Source organism: Hoeflea sp. TYP-13, assembly GCF_040932035.1.
Classification (GTDB): domain Bacteria; phylum Pseudomonadota; class Alphaproteobacteria; order Rhizobiales; family Rhizobiaceae; genus Hoeflea_A.
The window spans coordinates 1,241,157-1,259,210 of sequence record NZ_JBFRBB010000002.1 but is presented as its reverse complement, the minus strand read 5'-3'; the positions used below and the strand labels follow the sequence as shown (position 1 = coordinate 1,259,210).

The 18,054-nt window shown below is 57.0% G+C and carries 12 protein-coding genes; 11 read left to right on the top strand and 1 reads right to left on the bottom strand.

The window, feature by feature from the left end; genetic code table 11:
• The first annotated feature begins 18 nt into the window (after nucleotides 1–18).
• The 11 genes from ABVT35_RS15975 to ABVT35_RS15925 all read left to right on the top strand — a co-directional run bounded on the left by ABVT35_RS15975 (nucleotide 19) and on the right by ABVT35_RS15925 (nucleotide 17,420).
• The gene (locus tag ABVT35_RS15975) at nucleotides 19–1,626 is read left to right on the top strand and encodes a carboxyl transferase domain-containing protein (RefSeq protein WP_368467578.1); all 1,608 of its coding nucleotides are present in this window, start codon (nucleotides 19–21) and stop codon (nucleotides 1,624–1,626) included.
• 16 nt (nucleotides 1,627–1,642) lie between these two features.
• Nucleotides 1,643–3,646, top strand: coding sequence for an acetyl-CoA carboxylase biotin carboxylase subunit (locus ABVT35_RS15970; RefSeq protein ID WP_368467577.1), 2,004 nt, complete (start codon nucleotides 1,643–1,645; stop codon nucleotides 3,644–3,646).
• A gap of 661 nt (nucleotides 3,647–4,307) precedes the next feature.
• The gene (locus ABVT35_RS15965; RefSeq protein WP_368467576.1) at nucleotides 4,308–4,865 is read left to right on the top strand and encodes a DUF924 family protein; all 558 of its coding nucleotides are present in this window, start codon (nucleotides 4,308–4,310) and stop codon (nucleotides 4,863–4,865) included.
• A 98-nt stretch (nucleotides 4,866–4,963) separates the two neighbouring features.
• Nucleotides 4,964–7,468, top strand: a complete 2,505-nt coding sequence (locus ABVT35_RS15960) for a mechanosensitive ion channel domain-containing protein (protein WP_368467575.1) — start codon at nucleotides 4,964–4,966, stop codon at nucleotides 7,466–7,468.
• Between the two features lie 110 nt (nucleotides 7,469–7,578).
• Entirely contained in the window at nucleotides 7,579–9,042 is a 1,464-nt protein-coding gene (locus tag ABVT35_RS15955; protein WP_368467574.1) for a UbiA family prenyltransferase, read from the top strand.
• Nucleotides 9,039–10,373 (top strand): FAD-binding protein, encoded by a 1,335-nt coding sequence (locus ABVT35_RS15950; protein WP_368467573.1) that lies wholly within the window; start codon nucleotides 9,039–9,041, stop codon nucleotides 10,371–10,373. The genes ABVT35_RS15955 and ABVT35_RS15950 overlap by 4 nt, the downstream gene beginning before the upstream one ends.
• A gap of 109 nt (nucleotides 10,374–10,482) precedes the next feature.
• A complete protein-coding gene (locus ABVT35_RS15945; RefSeq protein WP_368467572.1) occupies nucleotides 10,483–10,917 on the top strand; it encodes an EamA family transporter in 435 nt (144 codons plus the stop codon).
• Nucleotides 10,914–11,933, top strand: coding sequence for an NAD-dependent epimerase/dehydratase family protein (locus ABVT35_RS15940; protein WP_368467571.1), 1,020 nt, complete (start codon nucleotides 10,914–10,916; stop codon nucleotides 11,931–11,933). Before ABVT35_RS15945 ends, ABVT35_RS15940 begins: the two co-directional genes overlap by 4 nt.
• A 9-nt stretch (nucleotides 11,934–11,942) precedes the next feature.
• Complete coding sequence (locus tag ABVT35_RS15935) at nucleotides 11,943–13,358, top strand: aspartate aminotransferase family protein (RefSeq protein ID WP_368467570.1); 1,416 nt, start codon at nucleotides 11,943–11,945, stop codon at nucleotides 13,356–13,358.
• Nucleotides 13,359–13,399: 41 nt separating this feature from the next.
• The gene (locus ABVT35_RS15930) at nucleotides 13,400–14,617 is read left to right on the top strand and encodes a hypothetical protein (protein WP_368467569.1); all 1,218 of its coding nucleotides are present in this window, start codon (nucleotides 13,400–13,402) and stop codon (nucleotides 14,615–14,617) included.
• Nucleotides 14,618–14,909: 292 nt separating this feature from the next.
• Nucleotides 14,910–17,420: an FAD-dependent oxidoreductase gene (locus ABVT35_RS15925; RefSeq protein ID WP_368467904.1), complete on the top strand. Its 2,511-nt coding sequence runs from the start codon at nucleotides 14,910–14,912 to the stop codon at nucleotides 17,418–17,420.
• A 169-nt stretch (nucleotides 17,421–17,589) separates the two neighbouring features.
• Here the strand turns inward: ABVT35_RS15925 and ABVT35_RS15920 are convergent, their stop codons facing one another.
• Nucleotides 17,590–18,036: a hypothetical protein gene (locus ABVT35_RS15920; RefSeq protein ID WP_368467568.1), complete on the bottom strand. Its 447-nt coding sequence runs from the start codon at nucleotides 18,034–18,036 to the stop codon at nucleotides 17,590–17,592.
• Nucleotides 18,037–18,054: the final 18 nt, after the last annotated feature.

Sequence of the window (18,054 nt, the reverse complement as noted above, 5' to 3'; positions counted from 1 at the left end):
CACAAGATCGGAGACTTCATGGCCGTCCTTTCATCACAGATCGCACCGTTGTCGCAATCGTTCAAAGCAAACAGCGAACACATGCGCGGTCTGCTGGAGCAGATGCGCGGGGCTGCGGCGACCGTCGAAAAGGGTGGCAGCGAACAGGCGCGTGAAAGGCATCTGTCACGCGGCAAATTGCTGCCGCGCGAGCGCGTCAGACGTTTGCTCGACAAGAATTCTCCGTTTCTGGAAATCGGACAGTTTGCTGCCCACGGCATGTATGGCGGGGACATTTCAAGTGCCGGTCTTATTACCGGTATCGGACGCGTCGAAGGCCGGGACGTGATGATCGTCTGCAACGATGCCACGGTCAAAGGCGGCACCTACTACCCGATTACGGTCAAGAAGCATTTGCGGGCACAGGAGGTTGCTCAGCAAAATGGCCTGCCGTGCGTATACCTCGTCGACAGCGGTGGTGCCAATCTTCCCAACCAGGACGAGGTTTTCCCGGACCGGGAGCATTTCGGACGGATATTTTATAATCAGGCCAATATGTCGTCGATGGGCCTTTCGCAGATCGCCGTGGTCATGGGGTCGTGCACGGCCGGAGGCGCCTATGTGCCGGCAATGTCCGATGAGACGATCATTGTGCGCGAACAGGGCACGATATTTCTCGCCGGCCCGCCTCTGGTTAAAGCCGCCACAGGGGAAATCGTCAGCGCTGAGGATCTCGGCGGCGGCGATGTCCACACACGCCTCTCGGGTGTTGCCGACCACCTGGCCAATGACGATGCGCATGCCATTGCCCTTGCGCGGCGGGCCGTTGCCAATCTCAACCTGAAACGGGAGGTGCACGCGGACATTCAGACGCCGGAAGATCCGCTTTTCGATCCATCCGAAATCCTCGGCATCGTACCGCCGGACCTGAGGACACCCTATGACATCAGGGAAGTGATTGCCCGGTTGGTCGACGGCTCGCGTTTCGACGAATTCAAGGCCCGTTACGGAACGACGCTGATCTGCGGTTTTGCCCATGTGCACGGCATGCCGGTCGGCATCATCGCCAACAACGGCGTGCTGTTTTCCGAAAGCGCGGTCAAGGGCGCGCATTTTGTCGAGCTGTGTTCGCAACGCAGAATCCCGCTGGTGTTCCTGCAGAACATCACCGGTTTCATGGTCGGCCAGAAATACGAGGCGGGCGGCATCGCCAAGGACGGCGCAAAGCTGGTCACGGCTGTTGCCACAACGTCTGTGCCGAAAATCACTGTGCTGGTCGGCGGATCGTTCGGCGCCGGCAATTACGGCATGTGCGGCCGCGCCTACAGCCCGCGCTTTTTATGGACGTGGCCCAATAGCCGCATTTCCGTGATGGGTGGTGAACAGGCAGCCGGTGTGCTTGCAACGGTCAAGCGCGACGGCATTGAACGTAAGGGCGGTACTTGGAGCGCTGACGAGGAGGCGGAGTTCAAGCGGCCCGTCATCGAGCAGTTCGAGGCGCAGGGCCATCCGCTTTACGCATCGGCCCGCCTCTGGGACGACGGCATCATCGATCCGTGCAAGACACGGGACGTGCTGGCGCTGTCGCTATCGGTTTCCCTGAACAAACCGGTCGGTGAGACGCAGTTCGGCCTGTTCCGGATGTAGGCGAGGGATTGGCGCGATGTTCAAAAAAATTCTGATTGCAAACCGTGGCGAAATCGCCTGCAGGGTCATCGAGACTGCCCGCCGTCTTGGCGTTTCAACCGTTGCCGTCTTTTCAGACGCTGATCGCAACGCCCGGCATGTTGAGATGGCCGATGAGGCCGTTTACATCGGCGGCTCGCCGGTCGCTGAAAGCTATTTGAAAGGCGACCGTCTGATCGAGGCAGCGCTTGCGACGGGCGCAGAAGCTGTTCATCCGGGATACGGTTTCCTGTCGGAAAATCCGGAATTCGTGGAAGCGGTGGAAGCAGCCGGGCTGACCTTCATCGGACCCTCCGCGAGCGCCATTCGCGCCATGGGGTTGAAGGATGCGGCCAAGGCGCTGATGCAGAAAGCCGATGTCCCGGTCGTGCCTGGTTATCACGGTGAGGCGCAGGAGGTCGTGGTGCTGGCCGGCAAGGCCAATGAAATCGGCTTTCCGGTGCTGATCAAGGCGCGCGCCGGTGGCGGCGGCAAGGGCATGCGCCTTGTAGAAAATCCAAAGGACTTCGGCGAAGCCCTGTCGGCGGCAAAACGCGAAGGCAAAGCCTCCTTCGGCGACGGGCGCGTGCTTGTTGAAAAATTCATTGCATCGCCACGCCATATCGAAATCCAGGTTTTTGGCGACGGCTTCGGTAATGTCGTTCATCTTTTCGAGCGCGATTGCTCGTTGCAGCGGCGGCATCAGAAGGTGATCGAGGAAGCACCGGCGCCCGGCATGACCGAGGAAATGCGTCAGGCGATGGGCGAGGCAGCGGTCAAGGCCGCCAAGGCCATTGGCTATAGCGGCGCCGGCACTGTCGAATTTATCGTCGACGGAACGGAAGGCCTGCGGCCGGACCGGTTCTATTTCATGGAAATGAACACCCGGCTGCAGGTCGAGCATCCGGTAACCGAAATGATCACCGGGCTTGACCTGGTCGAGTGGCAGCTTCGCGTTGCTTCGGGTGAACCCTTGCCGATGGAGCAGGACGCGTTGAGCATAAACGGCTGGGCCTTTGAGTCCCGCGTCTACGCCGAGGATGCGCAAAAGGGGTTCCTGCCGGCGACCGGCACGCTCACCCATCTGCAGTTTCCCGAAGATCTGGCGCGCATCGATTCCGGTGTTCGCCAGGGCGATACCATCACGCCGTTTTATGACCCGATGATCGCCAAGCTGGTCGTTCACGGTCCGGACAGAGCGACCGCGCTCAGCCGTATGGAAACCGCGCTGCAGCAGACCGAGGCAGTGGGGACAACAACAAATATTGCGTTTCTGGCGGCCTTGTGCGCACACAAGGAGTTTGTCGAGGGCGGCGTTGATACCGGGCTGATTGATCGTGAACTGGAGCGGCTGAACACCGAGGGGCCGGTGCCGGACAGGATCGTGGCGCTTGCGGCAATTGCCAGCCTCAACCCGGAACCCGCGCAAAATTGCGCCGATCCCTTCGAATCATTCGGGCTGTGGTCGCACTGGATCGCACCCAAGCGGGTCGTACACCTTGTTCATGGCGAGGAAGAGCACGAACTGGCCGTTTCCAGAGTTGATGCAAGGCGGTGGCACATTTCGGCCTATCAGGATGGCGAAAACGAAATTGCACCGATTGAGTTGGAGTTGATTTCCAATGATGGCGGTGTCATGCGCTATGATTTTGACGGAACGATTTCAAGCGTTCGCCATTTGCACAGCTCGGACAGTGTGACGATTATCGGCAGTGGCAGGACTTACGAGTTTCTTCTGCCGGATGTATCGGTTGGCGAAGAGGATGCCGGCGTTGCAGAGGATCGGCTTCTCGCACCCATGCCCGGTGTCGTTAAACAGATCAACGCGAAAGCCGGACAAGCCGTCGAACAGGGCGAACCGCTTATCATCATGGAAGCCATGAAGATGGAACTGACCTTGTCCGCGCCGCGTAAGGGCATTGTTGCCGATGTCACGGTTCAGGAAGGCGATCAGGTTGCGGATGGCGACCTTCTCCTCGATCTCGAACCGACCGACGAATGATGCGAAGTCTTGTCGCCAGAACGGCGTTGCGTATTTACTCAACATCCGGTTGCTGAGCCCTGGCGTTCTTCTGGTGCCTAAGTCCCTCAAATACGGCAGCAATTAGGCAGATCGCGCTTACAATCCAGACGGATCGTGACTGGCTGTGTCGCCTTTATCGGCAGTGAAAAACATATTGAAATGTGAAGATACCCACATGTAGAAGTTGCTGCAGGTTGCAAATTGGTAAGTTTTGCGTAAGCTTTATATTATATCGTTTGTATACAGAATTCTATTTCCTCCCTAGACTTGGGCTGCTTTAATAGCAGCCTTCTTTTTTGACGGTTTTTCAAAGAGTTATACGAGACTAATATTGAATCTGGCTTTGGATTCGATGCGGCGTGGCCATGCGGTGATTCGTTTTCATACGCTTCTTGGCAGGAATTTGGCGCTGTGAGTCACTTATTTTTACAAGCAGTGTGAAAAAATTGCTGCTACTCCTGTTAGAAATCGCCAGCTGTTTGTCGGCTTCAACCTATACGCGGGGGAGATCTCCGTTCGCGGATTTCGCAAGTGACAACCCTTGATGAAAAAGACAGATTGCCTAAGTGAGATTCCAATAGAAAAACCGCACTCGACAAGCGCCAAGAAGGTGCCGCTCGCGGAAAACCTGGGGAACCAAATGAGCACGATGGAAATCGCGAAGCCCGATGCGGTTATTTCCTTCTGGTTTGACGAATTGACACAGGAAGACTGGTTCACCAAGAGCGATGCGCTGGATCGCGATATTGCCGGCCGCTTTGGAGCCACCCATCTGGCATTGGCCGGAGGCGTGCCGCAGGAATGGTGGGCTTCGGCGGAGGCGGTGCTGGCGCTGATCATCGTTTTCGATCAGTTTCCGCGAAACATTTATCGAGGCACACCGCTGGCCTTTGCGACTGATTGCCTTGCGTTGAAGGAAGCCAAAGGCGCGATCGACGCAGGTCTCGACCAACTGGTCGATCCGGTACGCAGGCAGTTTTTCTATATGCCGTTCGAGCACTCCGAAGCTTTGGAGGACCAGGACCGAAGCGTGGACCTGTTCATCGCACTGGAGAACGAGGAACTTCTGCGTTATGCGCATGCGCACCGGGACCTGATCGTCAAATTTGGCCGCTTCCCGCATCGAAATTCCATATTGGGCCGCGACAATACATCCGAGGAAACGGCCTACCTTTCCCAGCCAGGATCCGGATTTTAGAGCTGCGGTACGCATGCCGCGCATACAATCCCTGTGGATTTGCGGCATCCGCAATACTGCTATTGAAGCGGTTTCATCGTATACCGGATTGAGAATCGATGCGGGGACATTCGGTGACGTCGCTCCTGACACGCTTTTTTGTAGTTTGCACGCTGTTCCTCGGCCTGCTGCTGGTCCCGGGCGGCGGCACCCTTGCGCAATCACAGACCGGTACGGATTCAAGTTCCCACAGTTCCCAAGATATAAAATCCGCGCGCAAGGAAATTGACAGCGCGAATACCGAGTTGCAGGACTACCGCAACAAGGACGAAGCAGCGCTGAACGATGATCTGCGCCTATTGAACCTGCAGCAAAGCCTGGAAGACATCGCCACCTCGATGGAACAGATCTACAACGATCTGCAGCCGCGTCTTGAAAGTTTAAAGGCGCGCGAAACGGAACTCGGAGAACCGCCCGGCGAGGGCGCGCCGGAAGAGCCCCAGTCCCTGAAGGATGAACGGGCGAAACTTGCTGCTGACCGGGCCCAGGTCAATACGGAAATCGGAGAGGTTCAGACCGTTGCAGATCAGGCCAGAAAACTGGTCGAGGAAGTAGCAGCCCTGCGAAGAACGCTGTTCCGGCAAACGTTGCTTGGCCGGTCAGACCTTTCGAAGGAGAATTTCGACGCTGTCGGTACGGCGCTGAACAAAGAGGTCAGTGAGCTTCTGACGCGGATTTCCAGTTGGTTTTCGTTTACCTGGTCATTTGAACGGCGGGCGTTTTTGTCCGCTTTGTCTTTGACGCTGCTGTTCGGCCTGCTTTTCGTTTACGGCGAGTACAGGCTGTTTTCGCGCTTTGCCCAGCATGACAGGAACGAAATAAACCCCTCAGCCTTCAGCAAACACACATTTGCCTTCTGGTCCACATTGCTTCCAACCGTTGGTCTGGCGATCTTCTGCAGCCTTGCAACGTTTTTCCTGAATAATTTTAATGTCTTGCGCGGCGATATTGCGCAGCTGCTGACGTCATTTTTCCAGTTCGTCGTCGTGTTGTTCTTTATCTGCCGGCTGGCGGGCACAGTCCTTGCTCCGTTGCATCCGCACTGGCGGCTGGTGAACGTATCGGACCGGGGTGCCCGTACATTGTGGTGGCTGATCGCGGCCATGACCTTCGTCAACGCGTTTGATTATCTTGCAGGAAGCGTCTCGGACGTGCTGCAGTCGCCGGTCATCCTGACTCTGGCGCGCAGTCTTGTTGCTGCGGTCATCATCGGCGTCATACTCGTCGTACTTTCGCGTATCCGGCCGATGCGGACCGAGGAGGGCGACCGCGGTGCCTGGCCACGCAGCATTTCAATTCCGCTCTTTGTTCTGGGCGTCGCGCTCATCGTCATGCCGTTCTTCGGTTATGTTGGTCTGGCGCGTTTCGTTGCCACCCAGGTCATTGTTCTGGGTGCTCTCGTCGTCACGATGTATCTCGGGTTCCTGTCGGCACGGGCTGTGTCGGAACCCGAAGACTTCAAGTCTTCAGCCCTTGGGCGGATGTTGACCAACCGGTTCGGTCTGGGACCGATTGCAGTGGAGCAGATCGGCCTCCTGTGCGGATTGCTGATCTATGCATTCGTAATCCTTTTCGGCGTGCCGATTATCTTCCTGGTCTGGGGCTACCATATCCGCGATATCCAGGGATGGGTAGCCGACAGCTTCAGTCAGATCACCATCGGCAGCGTCACCATTTCGCTTTCCGGGATTCTTGTCGGACTGCTGGTTTTTGCGATCGGCTATTTTATCAGCCGGTGGTTCCAGAGATGGCTGGACGAGAATGTCATGAGGCGCAGCCGCATGGAAGACGGCCTGCGCAATTCGGTACGCACCGGTGTCGGCTACCTCGGTATCGCGCTAGCCGCGATTATCGGCCTCTCCGTTGCCGGCTTGAACCTCTCCAATGTTGCGCTGGTTGCCGGGGCGCTGTCCGTCGGTATCGGCTTCGGACTGCAAAACATCGTCAACAATTTCGTTTCCGGACTGATCCTTCTGGTGGAACGGCCTTTCAAGGTCGGCGACTGGGTGGTTACAAGTTCAACTCAGGGCTATGTGCGTCACATTTCAGTGCGGGCGACCGAGATAGAAACCTTCCAGCGCCAGTCGGTCATTGTTCCGAATTCCGAATTTATCAACACGCCGGTCGGAAACTGGACGCACCGCAACCGGTTGGGAAGATCTGAAATCGCCGTCGGCGTTTCCTACGATTCCGATCCGCGCCGTGTGATTGCGTTGCTCGAAGAGATCGCGGCGACAAATGACCTGGTGCTGCGCAATCCGGCGCCGTTTGTAGTGTTCACCGGCTTCGGCGATTCCTCGCTCGACTTCGAGCTGCGATGTTACCTGAGCGACGTGCTGTCGGGGCTATCGGTGGCCACTGATCTGCGAACCAAGATCTTCGAGAGGTTCAAGGAAGAAGGCATCGAAATTCCGTTCCCGCAGAGGGACGTGAATATCAAGATGCTGCAGTCGCCGGACAATGTTGAGGCGGAAGCCGCCAAGGCGCGCCTTCAGGCCGAAGCCAGCAAGGAATCGGCTCCCGAGCCGCAACTGCCGCCCAACAGGGTCGATCCCGACGAGTAGCGTAGCGTCAGGAAATCATTAACCAAATTTGTCGATTCGACGCCTGAACCGCCTTGGCCGGTGTGCGTATTCACCTGTTTTGAACGTTGTTCCTCCATGGTCCCGGCATTATGGACCAGATAGTCAATCAAAAGAGCGATCGTTCCGCTGAGCAAGAGGTGCCGTTGTGCGTCGATCTTGACGGTACGCTGCTGTCGACCGACACGCTGTGGGAAAGCCTTGTGCGCCTGCTGCTGCAGAACCCGTTGATGGTGTTTTACGCAGTGATCTGGATAGTTCGCGGCAAGGCAGCGTTGAAGAACGAGGTAGCGGCGCGGACCAACCGGGATTCCGCCACCTGGCCCTACCGGCCGGAAGTTATCGCGCTGCTGGAACGGGAAAAAGCTAGTGGGCGCAGGATCGTTCTTGCGACCGGCGCACCCGAGAAAGTCGCCAAGGGGGTTGCCGATCACCTCGGACTGTTTGACGAGGTCCTGCACACGACAGCCGAACAAAACCTCACCGCTGGGCGCAAGAAGCGAGCATTGGTTGAGAAGTTCGGCGAAAACGGATTCGACTATGTGGGCGACAGCAGCGATGATATTCCTGTGTTCGAGGCGGCGCGCAAAGCTGTCGTCGTAGCGCCTGATCGTGCGGCCCAGCGTTGGCAAATGAACCACGCCAGCGATCTTCTCGTTGAGCGGGCGGTCAATCTCAAATTGGTGTTGAAGGCGATCCGCGTTCATCAGTGGCTGAAGAATTCGCTGCTGGCGGTGCCTCTGGTGCTACACCATGAAATCCTGAATGTCAGCCTTGTGCTTGACGTGATCATCGCCTTTTTCTCGTTCTCATTCGCCGCGTCGTTTGTCTACCTGCTGAACGATCTCGCCGACCTTGAAAATGACCGGCTACATCACAAGAAGCGCGAACGTCCGCTTGCAAGCGGGCGGCTGGCGATTCCGACAGGCATTCGGCTCGGCTGTGTGCTGCTGGCGGCGTCGCTCGCGTTGTCGCTTTTCCTGCCACTCGTCTTTTTTGGCGTTTTGCTGATCTATATCGCCACGACAACGGCCTATTCGTTCATTCTGAAGCGCAAACTCCTGGTCGATGTGTTCACGCTGGCGGGTCTGTTTACGCTGCGTATCATCGCCGGCGGTGCCGCCATCCAGTCAGATCTTTCTTTCTGGCTCCTGGCCTTTTCGATCTTCTTCTTCCTGTCGTTAGCGCTGGTGAAGCGCTATGTGGAACTTTCGGAGCTTACCAGCGACCAGGGATCCAAGGAGCTCGGGCGCGGCTACTACGCTGTTGATTTTGAAATGATCGGGCAGGCGGGAATTTCGTCGGCATTCGGTGCGGCGCTTGTTCTTGCACTCTATGTGAATAGCGACGAAGTTCAGAATATGTATGAAATGCCGCTGTTCCTGTGGCCGCTTTGCCCGCTGATCCTCTACATGCTTCTCCGTATCTGGATGCTCGCCCGGCGCAAGCAGATGCATGACGACCCGGTGGTCTTCATCATCAGTGACTGGCGCAGCCAACTGGTCACTGTTGTCGGTGCCGTGCTGGTGCTGTTGGCGGCGCTCAATCCGTTATGAGCTACGATAGCTGGGGCAGGAACGTTCGCGCCCGACGCAAGGCGCGTGAAGTCAGCGGTCTGACTGCGCAAACACTCAGGGATGGAGTGTCCTGGCTGCCCTACGGCAATGGCCGGTCCTACGGAGACAGTTGCCACAACAGCCCGGGCTGCCTGATCGACAGCCGGGCGGCCAATCGCATTCTCTCCTTTGATGAAAACAGTGGGGAGCTGATCTGCGAGGCCGGTGTTCTGTTGAGCGATGTGCTCGACTATGCCATTCCGCGCGGGTTTTTCCTTCCCGTTACGCCCGGGACCAGGTTCGTCACCGTAGGCGGAGCCATCGCCAATGACGTTCATGGCAAGAACCATCACGTGCGCGGCACATTCGGTTCTCACGTGTCAGGCTTCAATCTCCTGCGCAGCGATGGCCGGTCGCTTGAATGCTCTGCCGACATAAACAGCGATTTGTTTGCCGCAACGATCGGTGGGATGGGGCTGACCGGACTGATCACACGCGCCGCGATCAGGCTCATGAAAGTCGGATCAGCGGATATTCAACAGCGCACGCTGCGTTTCGACCGTATCGACGACTACTTTGAACGTTGCGCCGAATTCGATAATGCACATGAATATGCCGTCGCATGGATCGACCAGCTTGCGAAGGGAAGGAAATTCGGACGCGGACTGTTGCTCGGCGGCGATCACATGGAAGATGGCGCGCCCATGAAGGCGGGCACCAAACAGGTTTTAAGCGTTCCTTTCACGTCTCCGGTTAATCTGTTGAATAATTTGACATTAAAACTATTCAACGAGGCCTTTTTTCGTAAGGAGAAAGCCGGCGAGCATGTACGCAATGTATCGTGGCAGAGTTATTTCTATCCGCTGGATGCAATCGGGCACTGGAACCGGCTTTATGGTCCGCGCGGTCTATTCCAGCATCAAAGCGTCTATCCCGAACTGACCGGCTACGACACGACAGTCAAGTTGATGGAATGTGCCCAGACGCACGGTCATGCGTCATTCCTGACTGTGCTCAAACGGTTTGGAACGATCAAATCTCCGGGTGTTTTTTCGTTTCCGAGACCGGGATTCACGCTCACTCTTGATTTTGCAAATCAGGGAGAGCGAACACTGCGGCTGCTCGATGCGCTGGATGACATTGTTGTTGCGGCCGGCGGCGCGGTAAATCCCTACAAGGACGCGCGCATGAGAGCGGCAACGTTTGAAGCGTCGTTTCCGAACTGGCGGGCACTGGAAGAAAAGCGCGATCCGGTCATGATGTCGGATTTCTGGAGCCGCACCGCAATGACATTTGCCGGCGCGCAGATGGGACACGCAGCGAGCTTTTAGTCTCTGCACCAACGGCTTTTTACACAAAACCGCAACACTCTCTTTACCCTTTCAATTCACGAAATCTAGGGGATTTTCCGGTACCAAAAGGGCGAAGTGGGGAGCCATAATGAACTACATCCCGTTTATATTGTTTACGGTGCTGACGAACGCCGCGGCGCAGCTGATGCTCAAACAGGGCATGCTCAGCCTCGGACCGCTGGAGTTTGCCGGCGAGAACATCATTTTGAAAATCCTGCAGATCGTTTTCCATCCATGGGTGTTCGCGGGGCTGGTGACGTTTGTCATATCAATGGCATCGCATCTTTACGTTCTGTCGAAGGTGGAGCTTTCCTTCGCCTATCCGTTCCTCAGCCTGGCCTATGTGGCCGTGGCCGTGTTTGCCTATGTGATTTTCAAGGAAGACCTCAATGCCTGGCGCATTGGCGGTATCGCGTTCATCTGCGTCGGAACGGTGCTGATCGCACAGTCCGGCAAAAATGATCCGCGTGAAATCGCATCAAACAGTCCCGAAGCAACAACAATCAGCGAGCTTGACACATGAAGCATGTAATTTTTGGAGGCGACGGGTTTGTCGGCCGTCATCTGGCGGCAAGACTCGTCAAGGACGGCGAAGAGGTTGTGGTCTGCGATATCGCCAAGGACAGCCTGCCTCATTATGCTAACTGCCGGTTCATCAAGCTCGATGTGACCGACAAGGGACAGTTCTCCCAGGTCGATATCGATGCCGACGACATGGTCTATAACCTGTCGGCCAAAATGCTGTCACCATTGCAGATCCGCGCCAAGCGCCATGAATTTTTTTGGCCGGTCAACTATTACGGCACTGAAAACATTATCGAGAAAATGGCCGCAAGTGATGCCAGCAAGCTGGTGCACTACACCACGGACATGGTCTACGGTCATACCTTCACCTATCCGCAAACCGAGGAACACCCCGCCAATCCACTGGGCGAATACGGCCTTTCAAAGTGGAAGACGGAAGGGCTCGCAGCAGAGTGGCGTGAGAAGGGCATGCGCATTTCGCTGTTTCGACCGCGCCTGATCATCGGGCCGGGACGGCTTGGCATCCTGTCGAAGCTTTTCAAGCTGGTCGATTACAATCTGCCGGTGCCGATGATCGGATCGGGGCGCAACCCCTACCAGTTCATCTCGGTGTTCGATTGCGCCGAAGCCGCGCGCTTGGCGTGGAAATCGGGTGTTCCAAACGAAGCTTATAATCTTGGTTCGGACAACCCACCGCCGGTGCGCAAGCTGCTCGGCGACCTCATCAAGCATGCCGGATCGAAATCCTTCCTGCTGCCGACACCCGGCTGGGCCGTCAAGCGCACTCTGGATCTCTTCGATCTCATCAATCTGCCGATCATGGATCCGGAACAGTATCTCATTGCCGACGAGATGTGCATTCTCGACTGCACCAAGGCCAAGCAGCAGCTGGGCTGGACTGCGGATTACCGCGACGAAGACATGCTGATTTCGGCCTATGACGAGTACCGCGGCAATCTGAGCGCCGGCCATAGCACGCCGTCGGCGACCTCCAAACCCAGCGCCACAGCCTGAGGCAGGACCATGAACATCGCACCGCAAATCACCAAACCGCACCTTCTGAGCGTCGAAGACGCCAAGGCACTCGATCTGCCTCGGATGACCGAGTATTTCAAGGAGCACCTTAATCCCGGTCAGCTGCACTTCATGAAGCTGTTGGGTTTCAACAAGGTCAAGATCGAGCGTGCCGAAGGCATGTATTACATTGACCAGAACGGCCGCAAAATCCTGGACTTCTTCGGTGGTTTCGGTTCGCTTGCCTTCGGGCACAACCATCCGAAGATCCTGGAAGCGCGGATTGCATTTCAGAACGAGCATCGCCACGAAATCGCGATGGCGTTTCTTTCGCAATACGCCGCGGCGCTTGCCAAGAACCTTGCCGAGATATCGCCGGGCGATCTCGATATGGTGTTTTTAGGGTCTTCCGGCTCTGAGGCTATGGAAGCGGCCGTCAAGGTTGCCGAAAGGGCGGCCGGTCCCGAACGCAGCAAGATCGTCTATGCCGAGAATTCTTTCCACGGCAAGACCAAGGGCGTTCTTTCACTGACGGATTCACCGCTCTATCGCGGCCAGTTCCGGCTGGTGGACGAGACGGTGCGCGTGCCGTTTGGCGATATCGACGCCATCCGCAATGCATTCGAAGCCGATCCTGAAATCGGCGTGCTCGTTCTGGAAACCATCCAGGGCGGCGGCGGCATCATTTCCGCACCGGCTGAGTTCTGGCAGGAAGTGCGGGCTCTCTGCGACAAGCACGAAGTGCTGTGGGTCGCCGATGAGGTTCAGTGCGGCATGGGCCGTTCCGGCCGCTTTTATGCATTCGAGCATGCGGGCGTCGTTCCGGACGTTACGGCACTGGCTAAATCGCTCGGCGCCGGCAAATGCGCCATGGCGGCGATGATTGCCCGTCGGGAAGTCTATATGAAGGCCTATGGCAAGCCGAATACGGCGCTGATCCACGGACCGGCGACGTTCGGCGGCATTGGCGAAGCCTGTATTACGGCCATTGAGGGTCTCAACCTTCTTTATGACGAGAACCTGATCGCCAATTCGGCGGCCCAGGGCGCCTATCTGCTCGACAGGCTCAACGCTCTCAAGGAAAAATATCCGAAGATCATCAAGGATGTCCGTGGGCAGGGGCTCATGATCGGCTTGGAGTTCCAGGACTTCAGCCAGACGCTTCCCGCCATGCTGCGCCCAATGGTCGCGATGCTGGACGACAAGCTGAAGGGCTCGCTTTCCGGCTTCATCGGTGCGTTGCTGCTGCGAGATTACGACACGCTGGTGGCCTTTACCGAATACAACCGCAATGTCATCCGTCTCGAGCCGCCGCTTATATGCGAGCACGAGCATGTCGATGCGTTCGTTGACGCGCTGGACGACCTGCTCGGTCGCGGCATTGTCGGCATCGTCAAGGATTTCGTTGCAAGCCAGGTCAAGTAGCTTCGGTCCGGACGGGGCTGTGATGATGAAGGGCGGAACGCATGCAAAATGCTGACATCAAATGGGCAGACGGGAGCGAGGAAAATACGCGCTCTGAACCGGCGTCCGGCTTTATAGGGCGCATAGGCGGCTCGCTCGAGCAACTGGTGACCCCGGGTTTCGTTCGGGTGGTAGCTCCGGTCCTGTTTGCACTTGTCATCATTGCAGTTGCGGTTGGCGCTCTCGTCAAGCCGGAGCACAACTGGGATATGGCGCCCTACATTGCCGTCGCAATGGAGAACGAGATCGCTGACCCCGAAGCCCTGCACGCGCGTGTCTGGGGCATCATGGAAACGGCGGCAAGCCCCGCGCAGTTCCATACGCTGACGATGGGCAATGCCTATAATATGGCGCAATATGAGAATGCCGCGTTCTTCAACTCACAGCTCGGCATGTACCGGGTGAAATACGGCTATATCGAATATCTGCGTCTACTGGGACCGATCGTCGGCTATGTCGAGGCGACACAGATCATAAATGCCGTATGCGTCCTCGTTATCGGGCTGGTGCTCCTTCTCTGGCTGCGCCGCTACAATGCCATCGAAGGCACATTGATCCTCGCGCCATTCATGCTGGCGACCGGTTTTTTGACCATGGGGCAATTGGCCAATCCGGACCTGATGACCTTCGCGGCATTCCTTGTCGCAGTGTATCTTCTTCGCACAGGACAGGACTGGTGGGCCGTTCCGGTCATGCTGATCGCCTTCGCAATCAGGCCTGACGGCATCATCTTCATCTTTGCGCTTCTGCTTGCAACACTGATGATTGGCGGCAGGAAGCTGCCCATGCTGTCGGCATTCGCACTGGCGCTTGTCGGCTATTTCCTCATCACCCGCAATTCCGGTCACCCCGGCTGGTGGCCGCATTTCGTGTTCTCCAATGTCGAACTGCAGAACGACATGAACAGCTTTGATCCGGCATTCAGTATTGAAACCTATATCAAGGCGCTGGTGCGGGGTGTGAGCGTGGCCATTCGCTACAATGTCTGGTTGGCGATCAGCGCGATCCTGCTGCTTTGCTGGGTGGTTCTACGCAGGACCGGCAAAGAGCCTGTCGGTGTAGCGGCGACACTTCTCCTCGCGCAAGTCCTTTGCGTGGCAGGCAAGTTTGCCTCGTTCCCGTTGCCGGACGACCGGGTGTATTTTCTCTACGTGCTTTTGACCGCCGTTCTGCTCATTGAAAGCTGGAAGCCTCGCTTCGATCTTGCCCGTCTTCGCTGATTGCCTGAAGCGCTGCAAAGCGGTTTAAGACAAAAAATCAATTGCAATTGATTGCGGTGCTTGTCGTCGCCCGTTTTTTGCATGTCGCAAACAGGCGATACGCGACAGGTGGCGAGGTTCATATTTGCCCCAAGGTTTAACGGGACTTCGCATGGGTGCGGTTTATCCCGGAGCTTTTGGCTTATAATACGCAAGGTGAATGCCGACCCGCTATGCCATCATCGGATTGGGTGACGCATTTGCAATGCTGAGGAACGGATCCGCAATGCGGGTCGCGGAAAGGGCAAAGAAGATGAAAAGCAGCGCGCGTGCAGTTGTAATCGGCGGGGGCGTTGTCGGCGTCTCGACGCTCTATCACCTGGCCAGGAAGGGCTGGGACGACGTCATTCTCATTGAACGCAAGGAATTGACTTCCGGCTCCACCTGGCACGCGGCCGGCCTGCTGCCGCTTTTCAACATGAGCTATTCGGTCGGGCAGATCCACAAATACTCCGTCCGCTTCTATCAGGAACTGGCCGAGGAAACCGGCATGGACACCGGCTTTCGCAAGGTGACCAATGTTCGCCTTGCCCGCACGCAGGATCGGCTCGACGAATATGAGTATTATATGGGTGTCGCCGAGACGATCGGTATCGATGTCGAGCGGATGACGCCCGAAGAGATCAAGGAAAAGTGGCCCTATGTGAATACGGACGGTCTGCTTGGCGCGATCAGCCACCCGGAAGACGGTTACATCCAGCCGGCGGACCTGACCCAGGCGCTGGCGAAAGGCGCGCGCGACCGCGGTGCCACGATCTACCGCAACACGACCGTCGCGGGCATTGAACAGCTCGAGGACGGGCAGTGGCTGATCAAAACCGATAAGGGCGATGTCACCTGCGAGCACGTGATCTCCTGCAGCGGCAATTTTGCGCGCAAGACCGGCGCCATGGTGGGGCTGGATGTCCCGGTCATCCCGGTCGAGCATCAGTACATCGTTACAGAAGCGCATCCGGAAATTCAGAAATTCCGTGCCGAGGGCGGCGCCGAGCTTTGCGTGCTGCGTGAATCCGATTCCTCCTGGTACATGCGCGAGGAAGCCGGCGGCCTGCTGCTTGGGCCATACGAGAAAGGCGCACCATGCTGTTATGTGGATGGGCCGTCGGACGAATCCGAATACGAGCTTTTCCAGGAAGACCTGGAACGGCTGATGCCGCATATCGAAACGGCCATCGAGCGCGTGCCCTATTTCGGCGAAGCGGGTATCAAGAAGGTCTATAACGGCGCCATCGCCAATACGCCGGACGGTTCGCCCATTATCGGACCGGCTCCCGGCAAAAAGAACTTCTGGCTCAACGAAGGCCATTCCTTCGGTGTGACGGCCGCCGGCGGTGCCGGTTGGCAGCTTGCCGAGTGGATCGTTGATGGTGAGCCGACCATCGACATGATGGGTGTCGATCCGCGCCGCTTCGGTCCCTATGCGACCGAAGGCTACCTGAAAGAAAAGAACGAGGAGACCTACGCCAATGTCTTTACCGTTCACTATCCGGACGAGGAACGGCAGGCGGCGCGCCCGCTGAAGCGCACACCTTGTTATGACCGCATGAAGGATCTCGGTGCCGTCTTCGGCTCGGTCTATGGCTGGGAACGGCCCAACTGGTTTGCGCCGGAAGGCTACGGCATCGACGTCGACAGCATCGAAAAGCCGGATGTGTGGACCAACCACAACCACCCGGAACCCGATGCGGACAACAAGGTCAAGGAAATCTGGTCGTTCCGCCGTTCCAACTATTTCGAGCATGTCGGCAGCGAGGTCAAAAATGTGCACGAGAATGTCGGCCTGCTCGACATGTCGGCCTTTGCCAAGATGGAAGTCAGCGGGCCGGGAGCGCGTGAATGGCTCGATTCGATCCTTGCCAACTCGATCCCAAAAAAGCGCGGGCGCATCGCACTGGCTCATCTGTTGACCCAGAATGGCGGCGTGCGTTCCGAATTCACCGTCTACGAGTGGGCGCCCGGCCGTTTTTATCTGGTTTCCGCCGGTGCATTCGAGGCGCATGACCACGACTATCTGCGCAAATTGGCGCCTACCGACGGTTCCGTGCGGCTTAACGCGATAACCGAGCGGATGGGCGTGCTGGTTCTTGCCGGTCCGCGAGCGCGGGACGTGCTTCAGAAACTGACAAGAACCAGCCTGGAAAATGCCGATTTCCCGTGGCTTTCAGGAAAGCAGATCAATGTCGGTCCGGCGAGCGCCCATGCGCTGCGCGTCAACTTTGTCGGTGAGCTTGGCTGGGAGCTGCATCATCCGATGGAGCAGCAGAACACCATCTTCGACCTGGTCATGGAAGCCGGCGCGGAATTCGGTATCAAACCGTTCGGCATCCGGGCAATGACGGCGATGGCAGTCGAAAAATCCTACCGCCTGATCCCGCGCGAATTGTCGATCGAATACAATGCATTCGAATCTGGCCTCGACCGTTTCGTCAAACCCAACAAGGGTGACTTTATCGGCCGTGATGCGGTGGTGAGGGCACGTGAGGAAGGGCTGAAGTGGAACTTCGTGACGCTTGAAGTGCACGATGTTACCGATGCCGATGCGCGTGGAAGTGAAGCCATCTACCAGAACGGAGAGCTCATCGGACGTGCGACGCACGGCAGCTATGGGTACCGGCTGGGCAAGTCGCTGGCACTGGCGATGGTGCGTCCGGACCTCAGCGCGGCCGGGACGGAGCTGCAGATCAAGATCCTGGGCAATCTCCACAGGGCGACCGTGATCGATGAAAGCCCGTTTGATGTCGATAACGAAGCGCTTCGCGCGTAGGCGGTTCATCCGATACAAATGAATAAGGCGGCTCCTCGAGCCGCCTTTTTTGTGAGGTTGCTACAGATATTCGAGCCGGGCAGCCTGCGGTATGGGCCTTTAACTCCGATAAACCGGACCTGATATTGAGTAAGCCACTGAACTCAATGGCCTTTACGGCGCGGGTATTTTATTTTGACGCATGGATCTCGCATTTGCCCGAATAGGCGCTGGACCATTTTCGGGTTCCATTTTGACATTGTTTCAGTGCGGCAGCTTCGGCCTGCTCGACTGTCCTTGCATTCAAGGCAGCTCCGCAGATTACAATCTTTTCGTTGTAGGCCGCAGCGGTCAGATCGGTTGAGGCATAGGCGGAATGACCGCTTGCCGCGACATAGTCGCTGACCGCCTTGTTACAACCCCCATAAGATACAGCGCGTGAAACCGGCAGGGCGCGTTTAACATTGCCTTTCCAGCCGGCCAGTGAATCGCCGGCGGGTGGTGGTGATGACGTTGTGCAGGCAGCCAGAAGCACAACCAAACTACAACTGAAAATTAATTTGAGGCGAGACACAATGTACTCCCAAAAGTGGCGCCGAGTGGTATCCGACGATGTGATGAAAACAGACCAAGTCACTGGAGAACTTGTATTCTC